Source organism: Pedobacter sp. PACM 27299 (assembly GCF_001412655.1).
In the GTDB taxonomy this organism is placed as follows: domain Bacteria; phylum Bacteroidota; class Bacteroidia; order Sphingobacteriales; family Sphingobacteriaceae; genus Pedobacter.
Genome location: NZ_CP012996.1, coordinates 349,048 through 367,835 on the forward strand (window position 1 = coordinate 349,048; position 18,788 = coordinate 367,835).

19 protein-coding genes are annotated in these 18,788 nt (G+C 40.0%); 17 read left to right on the forward strand and 2 right to left on the reverse strand.

All coding sequences use genetic code 11. The annotated features are described in order from the left end of the window. The first annotated feature begins 15 nt into the window (after nt 1–15). The 3 genes from AQ505_RS01405 to AQ505_RS01415 all read left to right on the forward strand — a co-directional run bounded on the left by AQ505_RS01405 (nt 16) and on the right by AQ505_RS01415 (nt 5,241). Nucleotides 16–1,722: a DUF4983 domain-containing protein gene (locus AQ505_RS01405; RefSeq protein ID WP_062546527.1), complete on the forward strand. Its 1,707-nt coding sequence runs from the start codon at nt 16–18 to the stop codon at nt 1,720–1,722. Between the two features lie 74 nt (nt 1,723–1,796). Next, entirely contained in the window at nt 1,797–2,624 is an 828-nt protein-coding gene (locus AQ505_RS01410; protein ID WP_062546528.1) for a discoidin domain-containing protein, read from the forward strand. Nucleotides 2,625–2,718: 94 nt separating this feature from the next. Next, the gene (locus AQ505_RS01415) at nt 2,719–5,241 is read left to right on the forward strand and encodes a beta-N-acetylglucosaminidase domain-containing protein (protein WP_062546529.1); all 2,523 of its coding nucleotides are present in this window, start codon (nt 2,719–2,721) and stop codon (nt 5,239–5,241) included. Between the two features lie 170 nt (nt 5,242–5,411). Here AQ505_RS01415 and AQ505_RS01420 read toward each other — a convergent pair whose 3' ends face one another. After that, on the reverse strand, nt 5,412–5,780 hold the full coding sequence (locus AQ505_RS01420) for a hypothetical protein (RefSeq protein ID WP_231635005.1): 369 nt from the start codon (nt 5,778–5,780) through the stop codon (nt 5,412–5,414). Between the two features lie 86 nt (nt 5,781–5,866). Between AQ505_RS01420 and AQ505_RS01425 the strand changes: the two genes are divergently transcribed. Further along, nucleotides 5,867–6,400, forward strand: coding sequence for an ExbD/TolR family protein (locus AQ505_RS01425; RefSeq protein ID WP_062546530.1), 534 nt, complete (start codon nt 5,867–5,869; stop codon nt 6,398–6,400). Nucleotides 6,401–6,460: 60 nt separating this feature from the next. Here the strand turns inward: AQ505_RS01425 and metK are convergent, their stop codons facing one another. After that, a complete protein-coding gene (metK, locus tag AQ505_RS01430) occupies nt 6,461–7,711 on the reverse strand; it encodes a methionine adenosyltransferase (RefSeq protein ID WP_062546531.1) in 1,251 nt (416 codons plus the stop codon). Nucleotides 7,712–7,942: 231 nt separating this feature from the next. Between metK and AQ505_RS01435 the strand changes: the two genes are divergently transcribed. The 13 genes from AQ505_RS01435 (at nt 7,943) to AQ505_RS01495 (ending at nt 18,785) form a co-directional block, all read left to right on the forward strand. Further along, on the forward strand, nt 7,943–8,851 hold the full coding sequence (locus AQ505_RS01435) for a diacylglycerol/lipid kinase family protein (protein WP_062546532.1): 909 nt from the start codon (nt 7,943–7,945) through the stop codon (nt 8,849–8,851). A gap of 11 nt (nt 8,852–8,862) precedes the next feature. Continuing rightward, entirely contained in the window at nt 8,863–9,216 is a 354-nt protein-coding gene (locus tag AQ505_RS01440; protein ID WP_062546533.1) for a translation initiation factor, read from the forward strand. A gap of 144 nt (nt 9,217–9,360) precedes the next feature. Beyond that, nucleotides 9,361–10,965 (forward strand): phosphoenolpyruvate carboxykinase (ATP), encoded by a 1,605-nt coding sequence (pckA, locus tag AQ505_RS01445; RefSeq protein WP_062546534.1) that lies wholly within the window; start codon nt 9,361–9,363, stop codon nt 10,963–10,965. A gap of 283 nt (nt 10,966–11,248) precedes the next feature. Next, the gene (locus tag AQ505_RS01450) at nt 11,249–12,091 is read left to right on the forward strand and encodes a MotA/TolQ/ExbB proton channel family protein (protein ID WP_062546535.1); all 843 of its coding nucleotides are present in this window, start codon (nt 11,249–11,251) and stop codon (nt 12,089–12,091) included. Nucleotides 12,092–12,177: 86 nt separating this feature from the next. Next, the gene (locus tag AQ505_RS01455) at nt 12,178–12,792 is read left to right on the forward strand and encodes a biopolymer transporter ExbD (RefSeq protein WP_062546536.1); all 615 of its coding nucleotides are present in this window, start codon (nt 12,178–12,180) and stop codon (nt 12,790–12,792) included. 9 nt (nt 12,793–12,801) lie between these two features. Continuing rightward, nucleotides 12,802–13,338, forward strand: coding sequence for an ExbD/TolR family protein (locus AQ505_RS01460; protein WP_062546537.1), 537 nt, complete (start codon nt 12,802–12,804; stop codon nt 13,336–13,338). A 33-nt stretch (nt 13,339–13,371) separates the two neighbouring features. Next, entirely contained in the window at nt 13,372–14,193 is an 822-nt protein-coding gene (locus AQ505_RS01465) for an energy transducer TonB (RefSeq protein ID WP_062546538.1), read from the forward strand. 9 nt (nt 14,194–14,202) lie between these two features. Then, complete coding sequence (locus tag AQ505_RS01470) at nt 14,203–14,427, forward strand: hypothetical protein (protein WP_062546539.1); 225 nt, start codon at nt 14,203–14,205, stop codon at nt 14,425–14,427. Nucleotides 14,428–14,500: 73 nt separating this feature from the next. Continuing rightward, nucleotides 14,501–15,409: a substrate-binding domain-containing protein gene (locus AQ505_RS01475; RefSeq protein WP_062546540.1), complete on the forward strand. Its 909-nt coding sequence runs from the start codon at nt 14,501–14,503 to the stop codon at nt 15,407–15,409. Between the two features lie 63 nt (nt 15,410–15,472). Beyond that, nucleotides 15,473–17,188 carry a tetratricopeptide repeat protein gene (locus tag AQ505_RS01480; protein ID WP_062546541.1) on the forward strand — a complete coding sequence of 572 codons (1,716 nt, stop codon included), beginning with the start codon at nt 15,473–15,475 and terminating at the stop codon, nt 17,186–17,188. A gap of 74 nt (nt 17,189–17,262) precedes the next feature. Further along, nucleotides 17,263–17,634 carry an NADH-quinone oxidoreductase subunit A gene (locus tag AQ505_RS01485; RefSeq protein ID WP_062546542.1) on the forward strand — a complete coding sequence of 124 codons (372 nt, stop codon included), beginning with the start codon at nt 17,263–17,265 and terminating at the stop codon, nt 17,632–17,634. A 108-nt stretch (nt 17,635–17,742) separates the two neighbouring features. Further along, a complete protein-coding gene (locus tag AQ505_RS01490) occupies nt 17,743–18,285 on the forward strand; it encodes an NADH-quinone oxidoreductase subunit B (protein WP_062546543.1) in 543 nt (180 codons plus the stop codon). Continuing rightward, complete coding sequence (locus tag AQ505_RS01495; RefSeq protein ID WP_062546544.1) at nt 18,285–18,785, forward strand: NADH-quinone oxidoreductase subunit C; 501 nt, start codon at nt 18,285–18,287, stop codon at nt 18,783–18,785. Before AQ505_RS01490 ends, AQ505_RS01495 begins: the two co-directional genes overlap by 1 nt. Nucleotides 18,786–18,788 lie beyond the last annotated feature (3 nt).

Sequence of the window (18,788 nt, forward strand, 5' to 3'; positions counted from 1 at the left end):
CTAGAAAATAAGACAATGAGGAAATATATAAATACAAACAAGGTTTTTGCCTTTTTCGGAATGGCTTTACTGCTGGCCAGCACTTTTACTGCCTGCAAGAAATATCCAAATCCTGCACCTTATTTTGAAGAGTATGGAGAGCTTGAGGTGAAATCCTCGAGAAGGATCCTGCTCATCAGTATTGATGGAACAGATGGTGGGGAACTACAAAAGATAGCCCCAACAAATATCATGAGCCTGATTAAAACAGGAAAGTATAGTTTTAACAGGGGGCCGGAATTGGTCTCTACACAGGCTTCGACTTGGGCAAGTATGCTGACCGGTGCTTCAAGTACCAAGCATGGCATCTCTGATAACAGCTACAGACCAGTATCTGAACCAGGTAAGGAACATACTGCGCCACCATATTTTCCAAATATGGTGGCGAGAATCCTGGATATTAAACCAGAATTGAAAACAGCAGCCATTACTTCTGATGCGGCATTAAATAAATACCTGATTGAAGCGGATCATCGCGTGTTAGCGGCTAATGATGGAGTGATTAAGGATTCTACGCTAGCGATTTTAACCAACGAGAATCCAAATTTGGTGATCGCAAGCTTTAAAGATGTGGAGACCGCAGGTGCTGCAGGAGGATATGCTGCAAGTGTACCTGCGTATAAGGCGGCAATTGAGAAAACCGATACTTATATCGGTGAAATGGTGGCTGCGATAAAAAAGAGGAAGAACTACAGTAATGAAGATTGGCTGATTATTGTGACGACCAATAAAGCTGGAACTGAAGCGAATCCAAAAGCAGGATTTATCATTACTTCAAACCCGGCTTTGAAAGAGGGAATGTTAACAAAAGTGGGTTTCAATGGAATGAGATTTGGCAAAGTAGGTTTAGTTGGAACGATAAAAAATGACAATGGCCTTTATGATGCAGGTAAAAACAAGGACTTCACGGTACAGGTACAGATGAAGTTTAATGTGATTACTACCTATCCTAGATTTCTTTCGAAAGGCACGCCATTGGTAAGTGATGCCATTACTGGCTGGACCATGCTACAGAATGATGGCAGTACCTGGGCAGTAATTTTTGGAGGAAAAGCTGCTGGTGGAAATGGGAAAAGACAACTGGTTGGTACTTCTGTAGCAGGTGGGGGCTGGCATACTTTAACCTTTACGGTAAAAACTGTAGGCGCTACCAGGATTGCTACTGTGTTTACAGATGGGATCCCTGGACAAACTTTGGATATCACCAATACTATCGACCTGAGCAGTCCTACTACACCATTGAGCATAGGTGGGGTAGAAGCTTCAACCAGCAGCAACTCTGATTTTTATGCCGCAGATCTGCAGTATTTTAATGTGGCTTTGGATCCTGCTGTCATTAAAGCAAATGTTGCGCTGAAAGACGTCACTCAACATCCTAACTACAGTAACTTGGTAGGATACTGGCCATTTGATGATGGTGGCGGTGCAGTGGTTGCGAATAAAGCACCTATCGGTTTTAACCTGAATATTGCAGGACCTAGCAGTTGGGCTGCTTTAGGGAATGACATCCCAGTGAGCAGAGCCCCGCAAACCATTAGCGGCGTGTCTATTGTGCCAACTAGTCCGGATGTGGCTTCTCTTTGCCTTTATTGGTTGAAAATTCCAATCAAAGACGAATGGAAAATGGACGGAAATCCATGGATTTCAAACTATGAGATTGAATTCCTGAAAAAAATTAATTAACAGCTGAATAGTTAAAAAATAACTTGAATACGATGAAAGGAAAGAGCCTTTATTTATTTGCGATATGTACTGTTATGACGGTTGCGTCATGTAAAAAGAGTAGTGTGGCTCCGATTGGGCCGGTAGAGCCACCAGTAGTCGAAGTAGTGGAAGATCCAAATTATGAGATAGTGGCTAATACTGTTACGGTGTCCGCAGTATTGAACGGCGCAAAATTTAACTGGGTAAATGAGGCTAAAAAACCAGTATATCTTAAATTTAAATATGTGCAGGATGCTTTGCCTAAGGAAGTGGTTATAGCCACAAGTTCGGATGCAGCTGGTACAGCAACCATTCCAATAGCGGCTTTAACGACTTTTAATGTGTCTGTAACTAATGTTGGCGGGCAAGCGGTGAGTACCAGAACTATGGCTATTCTTCCTTTGTTAAACCCCGAAACAAAATTGGCCAAAACGGGCTGGCATGCAAGTGCTTCCAGTGAAATCAATGATGAAGACAATGAGTTTAATGGGGCAGAAAATATTGTGGATGATGTGACTGTGATCAGTAAATCGTCTTCCAGCCCATCTTTCTGGCAAACAGATTATAATGCAGATCCGATGCTGATTTACCCGCATTGGTTGATCGTAGATATGAAAACGGCAGAGAAGATTACTAAAATTGGTCTGAATGCACATACCGATAAAAATCAAGGTTTCAATACCTTTAGAATTGAAGGCAGTGTGGATGGTGTTGACTTCGATGATATTGGGGGTTCACTAAAGAATTTTGCACCAGCAGTAACCTCAGAACAATTGTATTCAGTAGTGACTCCAGTGCCAATCAGATACGTAAAAATCACTTTAATTAGTGGTTCTGATTATCCTTGTTTGGCCAACTTTGAAGCCTACGTAAGAAAATAGTTATTATTAACCCTATTATTGTGGGCCCCTGGATCTATCCTGGGGCCCATTTTAATATAGATCCCCATTGTTAAAAAAGAAACAAAAGAAGAAGATGCTAAACTTTAAAAGACGACTGATCCCTATTTTTTTATGTGTACTTACTCAAGTGTCTTTCGCACAAGAGCTGCCGCGGATAACGGTATATCCTAAGCCCCATGAATTGCTGACGGAACCTGGATCATTTTCATTGGAACAAGCACTGTATGTGAAACCTGGAACTTTAAATCCAGAACTGCAAAGCTTTTTAAGCAATGTGCTCAAGATGGACGGTGGAAAAAAAGCATTGCCATTAACGGTTTTGAAAAGTAAATCTCCGGTGCAGCGTTCAGGTGCTTATCAATTGATCATCAATAAAGAAGGCATTAAGATCATTGCTACGGATGACCGGGGCGTATTTTATGCCGCACAGACTTTAATCCAAATGACTAAGGGTAAAACTTCAGTTCCTTATGTAAAAGTTACTGATTATCCGGATGTTCCTTTTCGCGGTACAGTAGAAGGCTTTTATGGAGAGCCCTGGACACAGCAGGATAGAATTGCGCAGCTGCGTTTTTATGGTCAGCTGAAATTGAATACCTATATCTATGGTCCTAAAGATGACCCTTATCATTCTTCACCAAACTGGAGGTTACATTATCCGGAAAAGGAAGAGGCAGAAATTAAGCAATTGGTACAGGAGGCAAAAAAGAATTATGTAGATTTTGTATGGGCCATTCACCCTGGGAAAGACATCAAATGGAACCTGGAAGACAGTACAGCGGTGCTTAAAAAGTTTGAAATGATGTACGGATTAGGGGTTCGCTCTTTTGCAGTATTCTTTGATGACATTTCTGGTGTGGGTACTGATGCGGCCAAACAAGCGGGCCTATTGAATTATATCCAGTACCAGTTTGTGAACAAGAAAAAGGATGTGACGCCATTGATCATGTGCCCTACAGAATATAATAAAAGTTGGTCTGATCCGAAGCCAGGTACCTACCTTGATATTTTAGGCGAAAAGTTGGATCCGGCCATCCATATTATGTGGACAGGGAATACCGTAGTCGCTGATATTTCGAAGGAAGGCTTGGAATGGGTCAATAAACGCATTCGCAGACCTGCATTCGTATGGTGGAATTTCCCGGTTAGTGATTATGTGCGTGACCATTTATTAATGGGGCCATCCTATGGAATTGATACTGATGCCCAGCAGGATATGTCTGGTTTCGTCTCTAATCCGATGGATAAAGCGGAGCCTTCGAAGACTGCTATATTTGGCGTAGCAGGTTATACTTGGAACATGAAGAATTATGATCCGGAACAGGCATGGCTGGCTTCTCACCGTTACATCATGCCGGAGGCGGCAGAAGCTTTCCAATTGTTTAATGCCCATAATAGTGATCCGGGAGCCAATGGCCACCGTTATAGAAGGACAGAGTCTGTAGAAATCAAGCCTTATACCCTTGCTTTTCTGAAGTCGCTGAGTGAAGGAGGGTATTCGATTGCCGATGCACAGCGCCTTAAAAAAGAATTTGAGGGGATGATTGCTGCAGCTAGAGATATTCCCTTAAAGAGCCAGAATAAAAGGTTAGTGGAGCAGATTAGCCCATGGCTTCAGCAATTTGATTTACTGGGAAGAGCGGGGATTGCAGTAATGGGTTTAGCGGAAGACTGGAACAATAAATCCTTTGCTGCGGCCTGGGGTAAATACCTGCAGACTGAGCGGTATCTGGATGAAATGACTGACCTGGATAAAAGGATGAACTTGAATCCTTATCAGCCAGGCGTTAAAACAGGCTCCCTGGTGATGACCCCTTTTGTAAAGTCGGTCTTACTGATGATTGGTCAGCAAATGGCTCAGGGGAATAGGTTGGCTGCTGTGAAAGCTACGGCTAGTCATCAGGAACAGACTACGCTGTTCAGTAATGCGGCCAAATTGAAAAGTCAACCGTTACAGATTGGCAATCAAAGCGTAGCTATTGCGCCGATCTTGGAAAACATTATCTTGAAGTCTGAGGAGTATTTCGGCTTACGTTTGCACCCGAATTTAACACCTTTGGCTTTACAGTTTAACCTGGAATCGGCTTCGCTTGGTGCCTGGGGGATGTTTGAAAGTTCTGCTGATGGCATCAACTGGAAATCATTCCCTGTGAAAGAGAAAAAAGGGAATGGTAAGGCAAGTCAGCTTGGTAATGCGGGAGGACAGTATATTCGCTTTAGAAATCAATCTGATCAGGCACAGAATTTTTACCTCAAATTGTTTAAATTGGACGTGAAGACGAAGAATGAAACAGACAATGGAGTGTATGTATTAGATGGAAATTTAGCAACTTTTAGTACTTTTTCTAAGAATGAACCGGGAATGCTGCATTTACCAAAAGATTTTCAGGAAGCTGATTTAAGATGGTTACTGCGTCTGAACGGGCAATCTGTAACCGTCTTTTCAAAAGATAAGCGTGGTAAAGAGTTGGTGATCTATCAGGGTGATTCAGATCTTATTAAAATCGAGAAGTCTGCGTTGAAGAATATAGATACTTTGTACTTTGAAACGGATTCGGCTGAGCCCCTGCGTATTTACGAAATCACTAAATATTAGGCGGATTTTATTACATTTTAAAACAATAAATAGATGCAGGTATACGAATGGGCAATATTAGTTTTAGCAATTCTCGATGGGATCATCGTATTGTGGATAAGTGTAATGGATAAAAAAGTATAAATAAATAAGGCCCATCTTACGATGGGCCTTTTACTTGCAATAGCTTTCTATTTTAAGAGTTCCTGAAGATCGCGGTCTGCGGTAGGGATTTTCTTTAAAAAGTCATCAAATCCTGCACCCTCCTGAGAACTGTACATGCCATAGGCATCCAGAATATAGCCAATCTGACCATCTTTATCCTCTAAGATGTAAAGGACGGAGTTATCTCCAGGGTCAGAATCACCTTCAAAACGATAGGTTTTTATAATGGTGAGATCTTCCGGGTTGTATATTTTATTCAGGCCTACACCTTGCATTTTACCATGATCGGTCATCTTTACTTCATTGTCCAGTCCTTTAAGTCTTAATTTATCCAGGATCTGGCTAAGGGTATTCATTTCTACGGGCTGTTCCATAATGATTGCTGTTTGTTTCATTAATTAACATTTATTTAAGGAAATGGTTTTTCGTTTATGTAATCGGGAGTTTTTTTACATCCTCAATTAAACTAAACTCAATTGATATGGCAACTTTAAACCTCTCCCAGAATGGCCGTGCCAAAAAGGGAAATGCAAGAACCCGCAAACCTGTTCCCGCTGTAGACCTGACCGCAATGGTAGACCTGGCCTTTCTTTTAATTACCTTTTTTATGCTGACCACCTCCTTGTCAAAGTCTCAGGCAATGGACATGCTGAAGCCGGTGATTGACATTCCTGATCAGCCTTATCCAGCTTCAAGAACGGTTACCTTAGTTTTGGGGAAGGAGAATCAGATCGTATGGTATCGTGGAGAGGCGGGGAAATCAGCGCGCGTAAAAAGCAATTTTCAGCAAATCAATCAAGTCCTGACTGAGCATAAAAAAGCCATTGCCAATCTTCATGGCCATGATCCGAATAAGTTTATGGTAGTAATCATTAAACCAACGGAGGCTTCCAGCTATAAGAATTTTGTAGATGTATTGGATGAGATGAAGATTGCGGATATCAAATCTTACCTGGTAGATGACGGTCCTTTACTGGAACCCGAGCTTGCTGCGTTAAAGCAGCTGAAGTTATAACTACAAAAAAGGCGCTATCCGATTGGATAACGCCTTTTCTAATTTTATATTTTTTCAGTTCTACAAAGAGAAAGCAGCTTTCACCTGATCTACGAAATCTAGTTTCTCCCAAGTAAACAACTCCACAGTTACTGTTTTTTCTTCTCCATAAGGCGTTCTGAAAGTTTTAGTAACGGTTTCGTTTTTACGACCCATGTGGCCATAAGCAGCAGTTTCGCTATAAATAGGATTTCTTAATTTCAAGCGCTGCTCGATGAAGTAAGGACGCATGTCGAATAAGCCTTCTACTATTGTAGCAATCTCACCGTCAGTTTTGTTTACTTTGCTCGTTCCATAAGTGTTGATGTAAATTCCCATCGGCTTTGCTACACCAATGGCATAACTCACTTGTACCAGAATTTCTTCTGCAACACCTGCAGCTACCAGGTTTTTAGCGATGTGACGAGTAGCATAAGCCGCACTTCTATCTACTTTACTTGGATCTTTTCCAGAAAAAGCACCACCACCGTGAGCACCTTTACCACCGTAAGTATCTACAATGATTTTACGGCCTGTTAAGCCAGTATCTCCATGTGGACCACCGATTACGAACTTACCAGTTGGGTTGATATGGTATTCAATTGTATCATTAAATAAATGTGCGTATTGAGGATATTTAGCAATAATTCTTGGAATTAAGATCGATACCAGGTCAGACTTGATTTTCGCAAGCATGGTCGCTTCTTCGTCGAAGTCGTCATGTTGAGTTGAAATTACGATAGCATCAATACGAACTGGTTTATTGTGGTTATCATATTCAAGGGTTACCTGAGATTTTGCATCCGGGCGTAAATAAGTGATGTCCTTATTCTCGCGTCTCAATTCTGCAAGTTCCTGTAGTAGTTTATGAGAAAGATCCAATGCTAAAGGCATGTAATCTTCAGTTTCATTGGTTGCGTAACCGAACATCATTCCCTGATCACCTGCACCTTGTTCTTCTTTGCTGCTTCTATCTACACCTTGGTTGATGTCTTGTGATTGTTCATGAATTGCAGAAAGGATTCCGCAAGAGTTGGCCTCAAACATGTACTCACTTTTGGTATAACCGATTTTTTTGATGACGTCACGTGCAATCTGCTGTACATCAAGATAAGTTTTCGATTTAACCTCACCAGCAAGAATAACCTGCCCGGTGGTAACAAGAGTTTCACATGCAACCTTTGAATCTGCATCAAAAGCCAGGAAATTATCAATTAGTGCGTCGGAGATTTGATCTGCGATTTTATCAGGATGACCTTCGGAAACAGATTCTGATGTAAATAAATATGACATCTTAAATAATTAATTTTATAATAAACAATTATATAAAATGGCCTCTGATCCTGCAACGCAGGCAGTAAATTGAAGTGTATGATAGGTTAGCACTTTTTTTTACGTGGTTGCAATCCCGCTATTTTTGATGATAGCATCGCAAATCAGTCCACTTTAATGATGCAAAATTACTATATATATTCAAATAGTCAAAAAATATCAATTATTTTGTACCGTATTTAAACCAGTGTTTTGTCAAAATCGAATATATTATTTATTATCAACCCGATTTCGGGAGGAAAGGACAAGCTGAAAATTCCAGCATTGATCGATGCACATTTGGATCGGTCCAAATTTAATGCGAATTACAGTTTTACGGAATATGTTGGTCATGCCTCCGAAATTGCAGAGGAAGCGGCCAGCAAAAATTTCGATGTCATTGTAGCCGTTGGGGGAGATGGAACGATCAATGAGATTGGGACCAAGGTGATGCAGCAGAACAAGATCCTTGGGATTCTTCCCTTTGGGTCCGGAAATGGTTTGTCGAGATTTTTAAAGATCCCGATGAACACTGTGCAGGCGATCAAGGTGATCAATGACTTTAAGGTGAGGGTGATCGATACGGCAAGGTTTAACGACAAATGTTTTTTTAATATGGCAGGTATGGGCTTTGATGCACACATCAGCTCAGTATTTGCCGGAAATAAATCGAGGGGCTTATCTGGTTACCTGAAACTCGGATTTAGGGAAATGAGGAATTACAAACCGCAGACTTACCATATATATATAGATGGGCAGGAATATGTTCGCACTGCTTTTGTGGTGAGCGTGGCAAATTCTTCTCAATATGGCAATAATGCACATATCTCTCCTCATGCATCGATTACAGATGGATTGTTAGATGTGTGTATCATTAAGCAGTTTCCACTTTTCAAGATTCCACTATTGGCTTATCACATGCTGAATGGTTCTACTGATCAATCAGAAATGGTCGAAATCATTCAGGGAAGAGACATCAAGATTGTGCGGCCTGCCAATGATGCCATCCACATTGACGGAGAACCTTATTTTATGGGTAAGGAGCTGGACATCTCTATGGTACCTTTGTCTTTAAATATCATTACACCAGATGAAGAAGCGCCAGCGCTTCCTGGTGCTTAAATTAAACAGCAATGAAAGCGAAAAAGAAAATATTAAATGATTTTGGGGGGATTATGTTTTCTACGGATCCTTCTTTTGTTTATGAATCCGATCAGGAAGTAGATCAAACTCCTTTGGCAGCGAATCAGCAGGACCTTAGGGTGACTTTGGACCGCAAAAACCGTGGCGGTAAAGGCGTGACTTTAGTGACTGGTTTTATCGGAAGTACGGAAGAACTGGAGGTGCTGGGCAAAATGCTGAAATCTAAATGCGGGGTTGGCGGTGCGGCTAAAGATGGAGAAATCTTAATCCAGGGTGATTTCAGGGATAAAGTTTTGTTACTATTGCAGAAAGAAGGTTATAAAGTTAAAAAATCTGGAGGCTAAGAAAAGCCCTTGTTAATTTGTAATTAACTGATATTTAGGTGTTTTATTGTTAGTGTATCAACAACAATAAGTAAATTTTTTCGTGCAAAAGCGCTGATAATACCTTTTTATCTGTATAACTTTGCCTCACTAACTTATTTATTTATGAGCAAAGCACTTACGCTTAAGCCGGATTTGGGATATTTGAATTTAAATTCAGATCAGGCCCTATATCAGCTTAATGTATCACAATTGGTTGAAGAGGCCTTAAAAAATGGAGAAGGAACACTTGCCGATACCGGAGCATTGGCAATAGACACGGGTAAATTTACCGGTCGTTCTCCAAAAGACAGATTTATTGTTTGCGATGAGTTGACGGAAGACTCGGTGTGGTGGGGAGACATTAACATTAAATTTAGCCCTGAACATTTTGATTCGCTTCTAAAAAAGGTTACTGATCACCTTAATCAAGACAAATTCTATGTAAGGGATGCTTATGCCTGTGCGGATGAGAGTTATCAAACTACCATCCGTGTGGTGACAGAAAGTGCCTATCAGAACCTGTTTGCCCATAACATGTTTTTAAGGTTGGGCGAGGAAGGCCTGCCTGCAAGCCCGGAATGGACGATTATCGCAGCACCTGGTTTTTTAGCAGACCCAGCTGTAGATGGAACCCGCCAGGGAAACTTCTCTTTATTAAACTTTACTAAAAAAATGATCCTTATTGGTGGTTCCGGATATACTGGTGAAATCAAGAAAGGGATCTTTTCTGTGCTGAACTTCATTTTGCCACAGCAAAGAGATACGCTTTCGATGCATTGTTCTGCAAATGTAGGCAAAGATGGCGATACGGCGATTTTCTTCGGACTGTCTGGAACAGGTAAAACGACGCTTTCTGCGGATCCGGATAGAGGGCTGATCGGTGATGATGAGCATGGCTGGGGTAAAGATACGATCTTTAATTTTGAAGGCGGCTGTTATGCAAAATGTGTGGACCTGACTGAAGAAAAAGAGCCCCAAATTTTTAAAGCCATCAAATTTGGTTCGCTGTTGGAGAACATCAATTATTTTCCGGGCAGCCGCGAAGTTGATTTCAGCAATGTAGAGAAAACGGAGAATACCAGGGTGGCTTATCCAATCCATTATATAGATAATGCGATCCTGCCTTCTATTGCGGGAGTACCTAAAAATATATTTTTTCTGACGGCAGATGCTTTCGGCGTATTGCCGCCAATTTCTAAATTAACACCAGGTCAGGCCATGTTCCATTTTATATCCGGATATACGGCTAAAGTGGCGGGTACAGAAGCAGGGGTGACAGAACCTCAGGTTACTTTCTCGGCTTGTTTTGGAAAAGCCTTTTTACCCTTGCATCCTACTAAATACGCGGAATTGCTGGGAGAAAAGATGAAGGAACATAATGTAAATGTCTGGTTAGTCAATACCGGATGGAGTGGCGGAGCTTACGGTGTCGGGAAACGAATGAAATTATCGTATACCCGCGCTATGATTTCTGCGGCTTTGAAAGGAGAACTGGAAAATGTGTGTTACAACGCAGATCCTGTGTTTGGTTTGCAGATTCCTGAAGCTTGTCCGGGGGTTCCATCAGAAATATTACAACCTAAAAATACCTGGGCAGATCAGAAGAAATATGATCAAAAAGCGAATGAGCTTTCACAGGAGTTTATTGCCAACTTTAAACAGTTTGAAGCTTTCGCGAGTGCTGAAATCCTCGCATCCTTCCCTAAAGTTGTGGAAAACGCCTCTTAAAGCTTTTTTTTTGCTCAAAAATTTGCATATCAATTTTTTTTTAGTTTTAATTGTGAAAGATTGTCTCCGCATGGGGACAATCTTTTTTTAATATACGCCGATGCGGACAGGGGGGAGACCTAGCTCAAGGGAAGAAACTAACGATTATTTAATTTGGAATTAAAATCAAAGTTATAAATTTGTTCTTGCAACAATTGTTTGTAATGATCGTTGTGTGTATTACAGAATAATAATCTAAATTTAAAAAAAACACGAGTACTAAAAACTAAAAAACTAAAAAACAATGGCAAACGCACCAAAACCAACAACAGTTCAAAAAGAGAGCTCTTCATCTGCTTCAAATTTATTTGCAACATTAGTAATTCCTATCTGTATCATTATCGGTATTTGTATTTTCAAGTTTGTCTTGGGTAGTAGAGATAACTTTATTGACGGCGCAGATCCAGATTTGCATGAGACTATGCCAAAAGTAGGTAACTACGCAGGTATGGCTTACAAAGGTGGTTTTATCGTACCAGTATTAATGGGTATGTTCTTAATGGTTATCGTTTTCTCAATTGAGCGTATGATCGTAATCGGTAAAGCAACTGGTAAAGGTAGCTTAGACGCTTTCGTTAAAAAAGTACAATCACTATTAAACTCGAACAACATCGAAGGAGCTATGGCTGAGTGTGATAGACAACAAGGTTCTGTTGCTAACGTAATCAAGTCTGGTTTGAAAAAATACAGAGAGATGGAAGTTGAGCCAAACATGGATACAGATCAAAAATGTTTAGCGATCCAAAAAGATATCGAAGAAGCAACTACATTAGAGATGCCAATGTTAGAGCAAAACTTAACAGTAATTGCAACATTAGTATCAGTAGGTACATTAACAGGTCTATTAGGAACAGTAACAGGTATGATCAAGGCCTTCGGTGGTTTAGCTAACTCTGGTGCTCCGGATCAGGCTGCATTAGCAACTGGTATTTCTGAGGCTTTGATTAACACAGCTACAGGTATTGGTACTTCTACTTTCGCGATTATCATGTACAACATCTTAACTTCGAAAATCGATAAATTGACTTACGCTATTGATGAAGCAGGTTTCAGCATCATCCAAACTTACGCTTCTACGCATAAATAAAAAATAATGTATTTTTTTTTACCGGCTTTATGGAAAACCGGAAGAATAAACATCATTAGTTAAATACATAAGTAATTTTTAAAATTATGCCAAGAGCAAAGGTTCAAAGAAAGAGTACTTCGATAGATATGACCGCCATGTGCGACGTATCTTTCCTATTGCTTACTTTCTTTATTTTAACAGCAACAGCACGTCAGCCTGATCCTTTGGATGTTACTATCCCTTCATCGACTTATAAACTTAAGGTTCCAGATTTGGACATGGGTATATTGTCGATTGGAAAAGGCAAAGTGTTTTATGAAATCGTAGGGAAAGACATTAAAATGGCTACCCTTGATAAAATGGGCGAAAAGTACGGCATTAAATTCACTCCGGAAGAAAGAGAGCGTTTTGGTGTGGTTGGTGCTTTCGGTGTACCGGTACAGAGTTTAAAGCAATTCATCATGATGAGTGGTGATGAGCGTACTAAGTCAGGTATTGCGAGCGGTATCCCAACTGATTCAACAAACAATCAATTGGCGGAATGGGTAATGCAATCACGTACGGCAGTAGCAGAATTACACGCTGCGCCAATGCGTATCAGTATCAAAGGAGACGCTAAGGAAGAATATCCTGCGGTGAAGAAAGTGATCGACATTCTGCAGAAGCAAAAAATTAACAAGTTTAGTTTAATCACATCTGCCGAAGGCGATGCTCAATAGATAAATATTATGGCTGAATTAGATACCTCCGGCGGGGGGAAAAAAGGCAAAAAAGTAAGGAGTAAGAAAGCGAATACCAAAGTCGATTTGACGGCGATGGTAGATTTAGCCTTCTTGCTGATTACCTTCTTTATGTTGACCACTTCCCTGTCGAAACCAATTGCAATGGATATTGCAAAGCCTGATAAAGACGACAAATCGACTGAAAAGAATGAATTGCGTGCTTCAGAGACCATGACTATATTATTGGGCAAAGACAATAAAGTTGCCTGGTACATGGGAGAAGCTGGTAAATCAAAACCTAATGTTGAGAGTTTTGCTGATATCAGAAAATCAATATTGGATAATAAAAAGAAAGTAGCTGAAACTACTGGTGGCAGACAGATCATCATGGTGATCAAACCTACATCAGGAGCTAATTACAAGAACTTCGTTGATATTATGGATGAGTTGGCGATCACTAAGATCAAAACGGCACCTGCAATCGATGATGAGAACATTACTGATGCTGAAAAAGATTTCATGAAGAGTGCTGGAATTTTATAATAAAAGAATTAATAAAATATTAAATAGTAAGCTATGTTAGGTTCTAAAATAGATTTATTGAAACGGGAATGGCTTGACGTCGTCTTCGCGGGTAAAAACAAGAGCTATGGAGCATACCAGCTTCGCAGCACGAGTGCCGCAAATACCACAAAAGCGTTATTGATTGCTTCTACTATTTTCGTAGTTGCATTTATGACCCCAAAAGTTTTGAGCTTGATCAAAGGTAGTCTTCCAGAAGACGAGATTGTGAAGCAAGTAGAGGTTACAGTTGTGCCACCTCCACCGGTGAACCCGGATACCCCTCCACCTCCACCGGTAGAGCCACCGCCACCGAAACAGGATCAGATTAAATTCCCTCCTCCGATTGTAAAACCGGATAATGAGGTGATTGACAAGGAGCCGGTTCAGATCGAAGATTTGAAGAAAGCGGATCCAGGTCAGAAAACCATTGAAGGTGATCCTACTGCTGATATTGTAATTGCCGGTCCTGTTGGAGATGGCCCTAAACAAGCAGCTGTAGTAGAAGATACAAAGGTTTATGACTTCGTGAGTATTGAAACACAGCCAGGTTTCCCTGGAGGTATGGAGAAATTCTACGCTTACTTGAAGAAAGCGGTAAGATACCCAGCAATGGCTCAGGAAAATAACATTCAAGGTAAAGTGTTCCTATCTTTCGTAGTAGAGAAAAATGGAGACTTAACCGACATCAAGGTTGAAAGAAAACTTGGTGGTGGTACTGATGAAGAAGCAATCAGAGTATTGAAAGCTAGCCCACGTTGGACTCCGGGTATCCAAAACGGAAAACCGGTACGTGTGAAGTTCAATATTCCAATCAGCTTTACCTTATCTCAATAGTATTTACGAATGTTTAATTTAAGAACATTTAAACAGAAATCGCCTCAACAGCGATTTCTGTTCATTTTAGGCCTGGTGATGTTTACGTTTTATTTCGTATTAGGCCTATTATTGATCTTCTGGACTGATATTCCCTTTGAAATCCAGAAAACTTATCGCATCTTGTTTGGGTTATTGCTGATCGTTTATGCAGCCATTAGATTTGCCCGGTTAATTAATCCTAAAGACGATTAAATCCGAATTATCCTAAGCTAAAGCGTTAAAATAGCTTAGCATAATCGCATCATATCGAAAAATATTGATTCAAATGAAACACTTAAGTCTGATATTGCTGTTATTCGTATTTGTGGCCTGTAAGCGTAAGCCTAAGCCGGAAAATACAGTGGAACAAAGTCGCACGACGGGGAGCGTTAAGATCCTGACTGACGCGTCCTTTGCCAGAGTGCTGGCAGATCAGATTGAGGTATTCAAAACGGATTACCCTACTGCAGAGTTCACCGTGATTGAAGGTAATGAGAATAAAATTATACCTACCTTTCTAAATGATAGTGTCAGGGTGATGATCTCTTCAAGGATGCTGACACCAGAAGAGGACAAGATTTATAGAAATAGAAGTATTGTTCCAAGAACGTCAAGGTTTGCCATTGATGGAATTGCTTTAATTACGAATGCAGCGAATGTGGATAGTACCATTAAGGTACAGGAAGTAATCGATATTTTGCAGGGAAAATCAGTTACTGGAAAACAATTGGTGTTTGATAATGCTTATTCCAGTACTTTACGTTACTTTAAAGACCTTGCCGGAGTAAAGGAACTGCCAAAAAAAGGAGTTTATACTTTACAAGACAATAATGACGTTATTAAATACGTTGCAGAGAATAAAAATTTTATTGGTGTTGTTGGAGTAAACTGGTTAATCTCTAATGAGGCAGCTATGGCTGGGCCAATCGCCAAAGTGAAGATGCTGGGGGTGAAGAATTTACCAGGAAAAAAAGGGGATGATGCGTTTTATACGCCAATTCAACAGAATTTAATTAATGGGATATATCCTTTTTTAAGAAATATCTACATCATTAATGCGGAAGGCCGTGAAGGTTTAGGCACAGGTTTTGCAAACTGGTTAGTAAGTCCACGCGGACAACTGATCGTACTCAAATCTGGACTAGGTCCACATAAAATGATGCCGAGAGAATTTAATTTAAAGAATACAAACTAAATTTTATATTTGAACTATGAAGCCTGCTTAGGAGCTTCATTACAATTAAAACAATAGTGAACCATGAAAATGACAAAGAAAGCAATAACCTTAAGTTTAGGTTTAGTAGTGATGGGTTCTGCCTCTTTTGCTCAAAGCTTAAATGATGCAAAGAAGGCAATAGATGCCGAACAGTACCAGAAAGCGACCACCATGCTGAAAGCATTGGTAAAATCACAAGCGAATAAAGGAGAAAACTACTTTAATTTAGGTGATGTTTATCTAAGAATGGATTATGTAGATTCAGCTAGAGCAACTTTTACTCAAGGTGTAACGGCAGATCCTAAAAACCCATTAAACTATATTGGTTTGGGTGAAGCAGATTTATATGATAAAAATCCTACTTCAGCAAAAACTAATTTTGATAAAGCTGTAGAGGTATCTTCTAAAAAAGATTATATCCCACAGTTATACATCGGTAAAGCTTATATCGCTACCGATAATAAAGACTTTACTGCGGCATTACCTTACCTGCAAAAAGCGGATGAGCTGGATGCAAATGATAAAGATGCAGAGACTTTCTTAGCATTAGGTGATTACTATGCCGCTCAGAAAAAGAACTCTGAAGCTTTGCAAAACTATATGAGAGCATTGAACATCAATGCAAACTTATTGAGAGCAACAGTTCAGATTGGTAGAATGTACACAGAATCAAGAGCATTTCCAGAAGCAGAAGACCGCTTAAAAGAAGCGATTGCTGCTGATCCTAACTACGGTCCGGCTTATAGAGAACTTGCAGAATTATATATGCAATGGGCAAATCAGGTAGCTGCTGAACAAGCTGCTAAATCTGCTTTGGCATTGACTAACTATAAAAAATATTTAGACTTAACGGATAATTCTTATGAGTCTAAATTACGCTATGCACAATTCTTATTCTATGCAAAGGACTACCCAACGTTAGAGCAGGTAACTACTGAGTTAGCTACAATGAGCCCTAACAATGAGAAAAGCCTTGTGGTATCAAGATTACGTGGTTATTCAGCTTATGAAAACAAGAACTTTCCTAAGAGTTTAGAATACATGAACGATTTCTTTGCAAAAGTTAAAGATCCTTCACGTATCATCGCCGATGATTACCTATACCTGGGTAGAGCTCAGATGCAAACTGGTAACGATAGCTTAGCTTTAGGAAATATCGTAAAAGCAGTAGAGAAAGATTCGACAAAAGCAGAGGCTTTAGAAGAAATCGCATTGGCATTGTTCAAAGCTAAAAAATATGATAAAGCTGGTGATGTATATGCATTAGCACTTAAAGCAAATCCTAATGGTCCAAATAGCTTAACTAATAATTACTATTTAGGTACTGCAAAATACTATGATTATGCTTTCAAAGATAGAGACGGTAAACATCCAGATAAGAAAATTTTAGCTGATGCTGATTCTGCATTTGCTAATATCATCAAGGCTAAAAATGATTTCGTTTTAGCGTATGCTTTTAGAGCACGTATTGCAAAATATAATGATGATGCGAATAACCCTAAATGGTTAGCTGTTCCTTACTACGATCAGTTGATTCAATTGGTAACGGTGACTAAGCCTGAGCTTGCAGCGGCACAACCAAAAGAATTGGTAGAAGCTTATGTTTATGCAGGTTCTTACTATGCACAAACTGATAAAGAAAAAGCAAAAGAATATTTGACTAAAGCTTTAGCAATTGACCCTGCAAATACAGGTGCACAAGAGCGTTTGAAGCAATTAACTGCTCCGGCAGCTAAGACTCCAGTTAAGAAAAAGTAATAATTTCCAATAAAAGAAAAAGGCAGGGTTGTTATCCTGCCTTTTTCTTTTAATTTTGTCCCAAATTTAATGCCATGGAAACCCAAAGTGTACCTGTAGATTTTTTACCTATTGTATTTCAAATTATTGTTGCTTTAGGATTTGTTGTTGTGACTTTGATTGCCACACACTTTTTAGGCCCAAAAAGGAAGACAGCTGATAAGTTGGCTACTTTTGAAGCGGGAGTAAAGGTGGTTGGTAATGCACGCCAGCCTTTCTCTATTAAGTATTTCTTAGTAGCGATCCTGTTTGTTCTTTTTGATATTGAGGTGGTCTTCATGTACCCATGGGCAGTAAACTTCAGAGAGCTTGGAATGACTGGAATGATCCAGATGTTCGTCTTCATGGGTACCTTGCTGCTAGGTTTTATCTACATTTTGAAAAAGAAAGCTTTAGACTGGAATTAACCTATTTAGATTGTTTCTAAATGATCAAGGTTTAGGCCAATTCCTTTCAAAATATTGTAAATTTGTGGTTCATTCTTTGTAGGAATGAACCTTTTTTCGTTTTGTATCATGAGTAACATCAATATAGTAGACGCGCCTCCAGGCATAGAAGGATCTGGTTTTTTTGCCACCTCTTTAGACAAAGTAATTGGTTTGGCACGTTCCCATTCATTATGGCCCCTGCCATTCGCAACGTCTTGTTGCGGTATCGAATTTATGGCTACAATGGGTTCTCACTATGACTTCGGTCGTTTTGGATCTGAACGCTTAAGTTTTTCTCCTCGTCAGGCGGATTTATTAATGGTGATGGGTACCATCGCTAAGAAAATGAGTCCGGTGTTAAAACAAGTATATTTACAGATGGCTGAACCTCGCTGGGTGATTGCTGTAGGTGCATGTGCTTCCAGTGGCGGTATCTTTGATACGTATTCAGTGCTTCAGGGGATCGATGAGATCATTCCTGTTGATGTGTATGTTCCAGGCTGCCCTCCAAGACCAGAAGCAATCTTAGACGGCTTTGGGAAGATCCAGGAGCTGGTTAAGAATGAATCTTTGAGAAGAAGAGATTCAGATCAATACAAAGAAATGTTGGCTTCATACGGAATTCTATAATGGCAGAGGTGACAAATAAAGAAATCTTGGACGCACTGAATGAAAAGTTTGGTGCTAAAATTATAGGGGTAAATGAGCCTTATGGTTTACTTACTTTCGAAACCACTAAAGATGTCATCATTGATGTGTTGCGGTTCTTAAAAGAAAGCGACACAAATTTTAACTTCCTTACGGACATTACAGCAGTTCATTACCCGGAGAAAAAACACGGTATTGCAGTGGTTTACCACTTACACAGTATGGTGAAAAAAGTAAGGGTACGCGTAAAGGTGTTTATCGATGAGCATCATCCTACTATTCCTACGGCAACCGTTCTTTGGAATGCCGCGAACTGGATGGAAAGAGAAACGTATGACTTTTTCGGTGTGAAATTCGAAGGTCACCCGGATTTAAGAAGAATATTAAACATGGACGACCTTGGTGTTCATCCGATGTTGAAACAATATCCTTTGGAAGATCCAAACAGAGTAGATAAAAAAGACGAATACTTTGGTAGATAAGCA

Coding starts and splice junctions, on each gene's coding strand:
- AQ505_RS01405 (WP_062546527.1), top strand. CDS start 16: ATGAGGAAATATATAAATACAAACAAGGTTTTTGCCTTTTTCGGAATG.
- AQ505_RS01410 (WP_062546528.1), top strand. CDS start 1,797: ATGACGGTTGCGTCATGTAAAAAGAGTAGTGTGGCTCCGATTGGGCCG.
- AQ505_RS01415 (WP_062546529.1), top strand. CDS start 2,719: ATGCTAAACTTTAAAAGACGACTGATCCCTATTTTTTTATGTGTACTT.
- AQ505_RS01420 (WP_231635005.1), bottom strand. CDS start 5,780: ATGAAACAAACAGCAATCATTATGGAACAGCCCGTAGAAATGAATACC.
- AQ505_RS01425 (WP_062546530.1), top strand. CDS start 5,867: ATGGCAACTTTAAACCTCTCCCAGAATGGCCGTGCCAAAAAGGGAAAT.
- metK (WP_062546531.1), bottom strand. CDS start 7,711: ATGTCATATTTATTTACATCAGAATCTGTTTCCGAAGGTCATCCTGAT.
- AQ505_RS01440 (WP_062546533.1), top strand. CDS start 8,863: ATGAAAGCGAAAAAGAAAATATTAAATGATTTTGGGGGGATTATGTTT.
- pckA (WP_062546534.1), top strand. CDS start 9,361: ATGAGCAAAGCACTTACGCTTAAGCCGGATTTGGGATATTTGAATTTA.
- AQ505_RS01450 (WP_062546535.1), top strand. CDS start 11,249: ATGGCAAACGCACCAAAACCAACAACAGTTCAAAAAGAGAGCTCTTCA.
- AQ505_RS01455 (WP_062546536.1), top strand. CDS start 12,178: ATGCCAAGAGCAAAGGTTCAAAGAAAGAGTACTTCGATAGATATGACC.
- AQ505_RS01460 (WP_062546537.1), top strand. CDS start 12,802: ATGGCTGAATTAGATACCTCCGGCGGGGGGAAAAAAGGCAAAAAAGTA.
- AQ505_RS01465 (WP_062546538.1), top strand. CDS start 13,372: ATGTTAGGTTCTAAAATAGATTTATTGAAACGGGAATGGCTTGACGTC.
- AQ505_RS01470 (WP_062546539.1), top strand. CDS start 14,203: ATGTTTAATTTAAGAACATTTAAACAGAAATCGCCTCAACAGCGATTT.
- AQ505_RS01475 (WP_062546540.1), top strand. CDS start 14,501: ATGAAACACTTAAGTCTGATATTGCTGTTATTCGTATTTGTGGCCTGT.
- AQ505_RS01480 (WP_062546541.1), top strand. CDS start 15,473: ATGAAAATGACAAAGAAAGCAATAACCTTAAGTTTAGGTTTAGTAGTG.
- AQ505_RS01485 (WP_062546542.1), top strand. CDS start 17,263: ATGGAAACCCAAAGTGTACCTGTAGATTTTTTACCTATTGTATTTCAA.
- AQ505_RS01490 (WP_062546543.1), top strand. CDS start 17,743: ATGAGTAACATCAATATAGTAGACGCGCCTCCAGGCATAGAAGGATCT.
- AQ505_RS01495 (WP_062546544.1), top strand. CDS start 18,285: ATGGCAGAGGTGACAAATAAAGAAATCTTGGACGCACTGAATGAAAAG.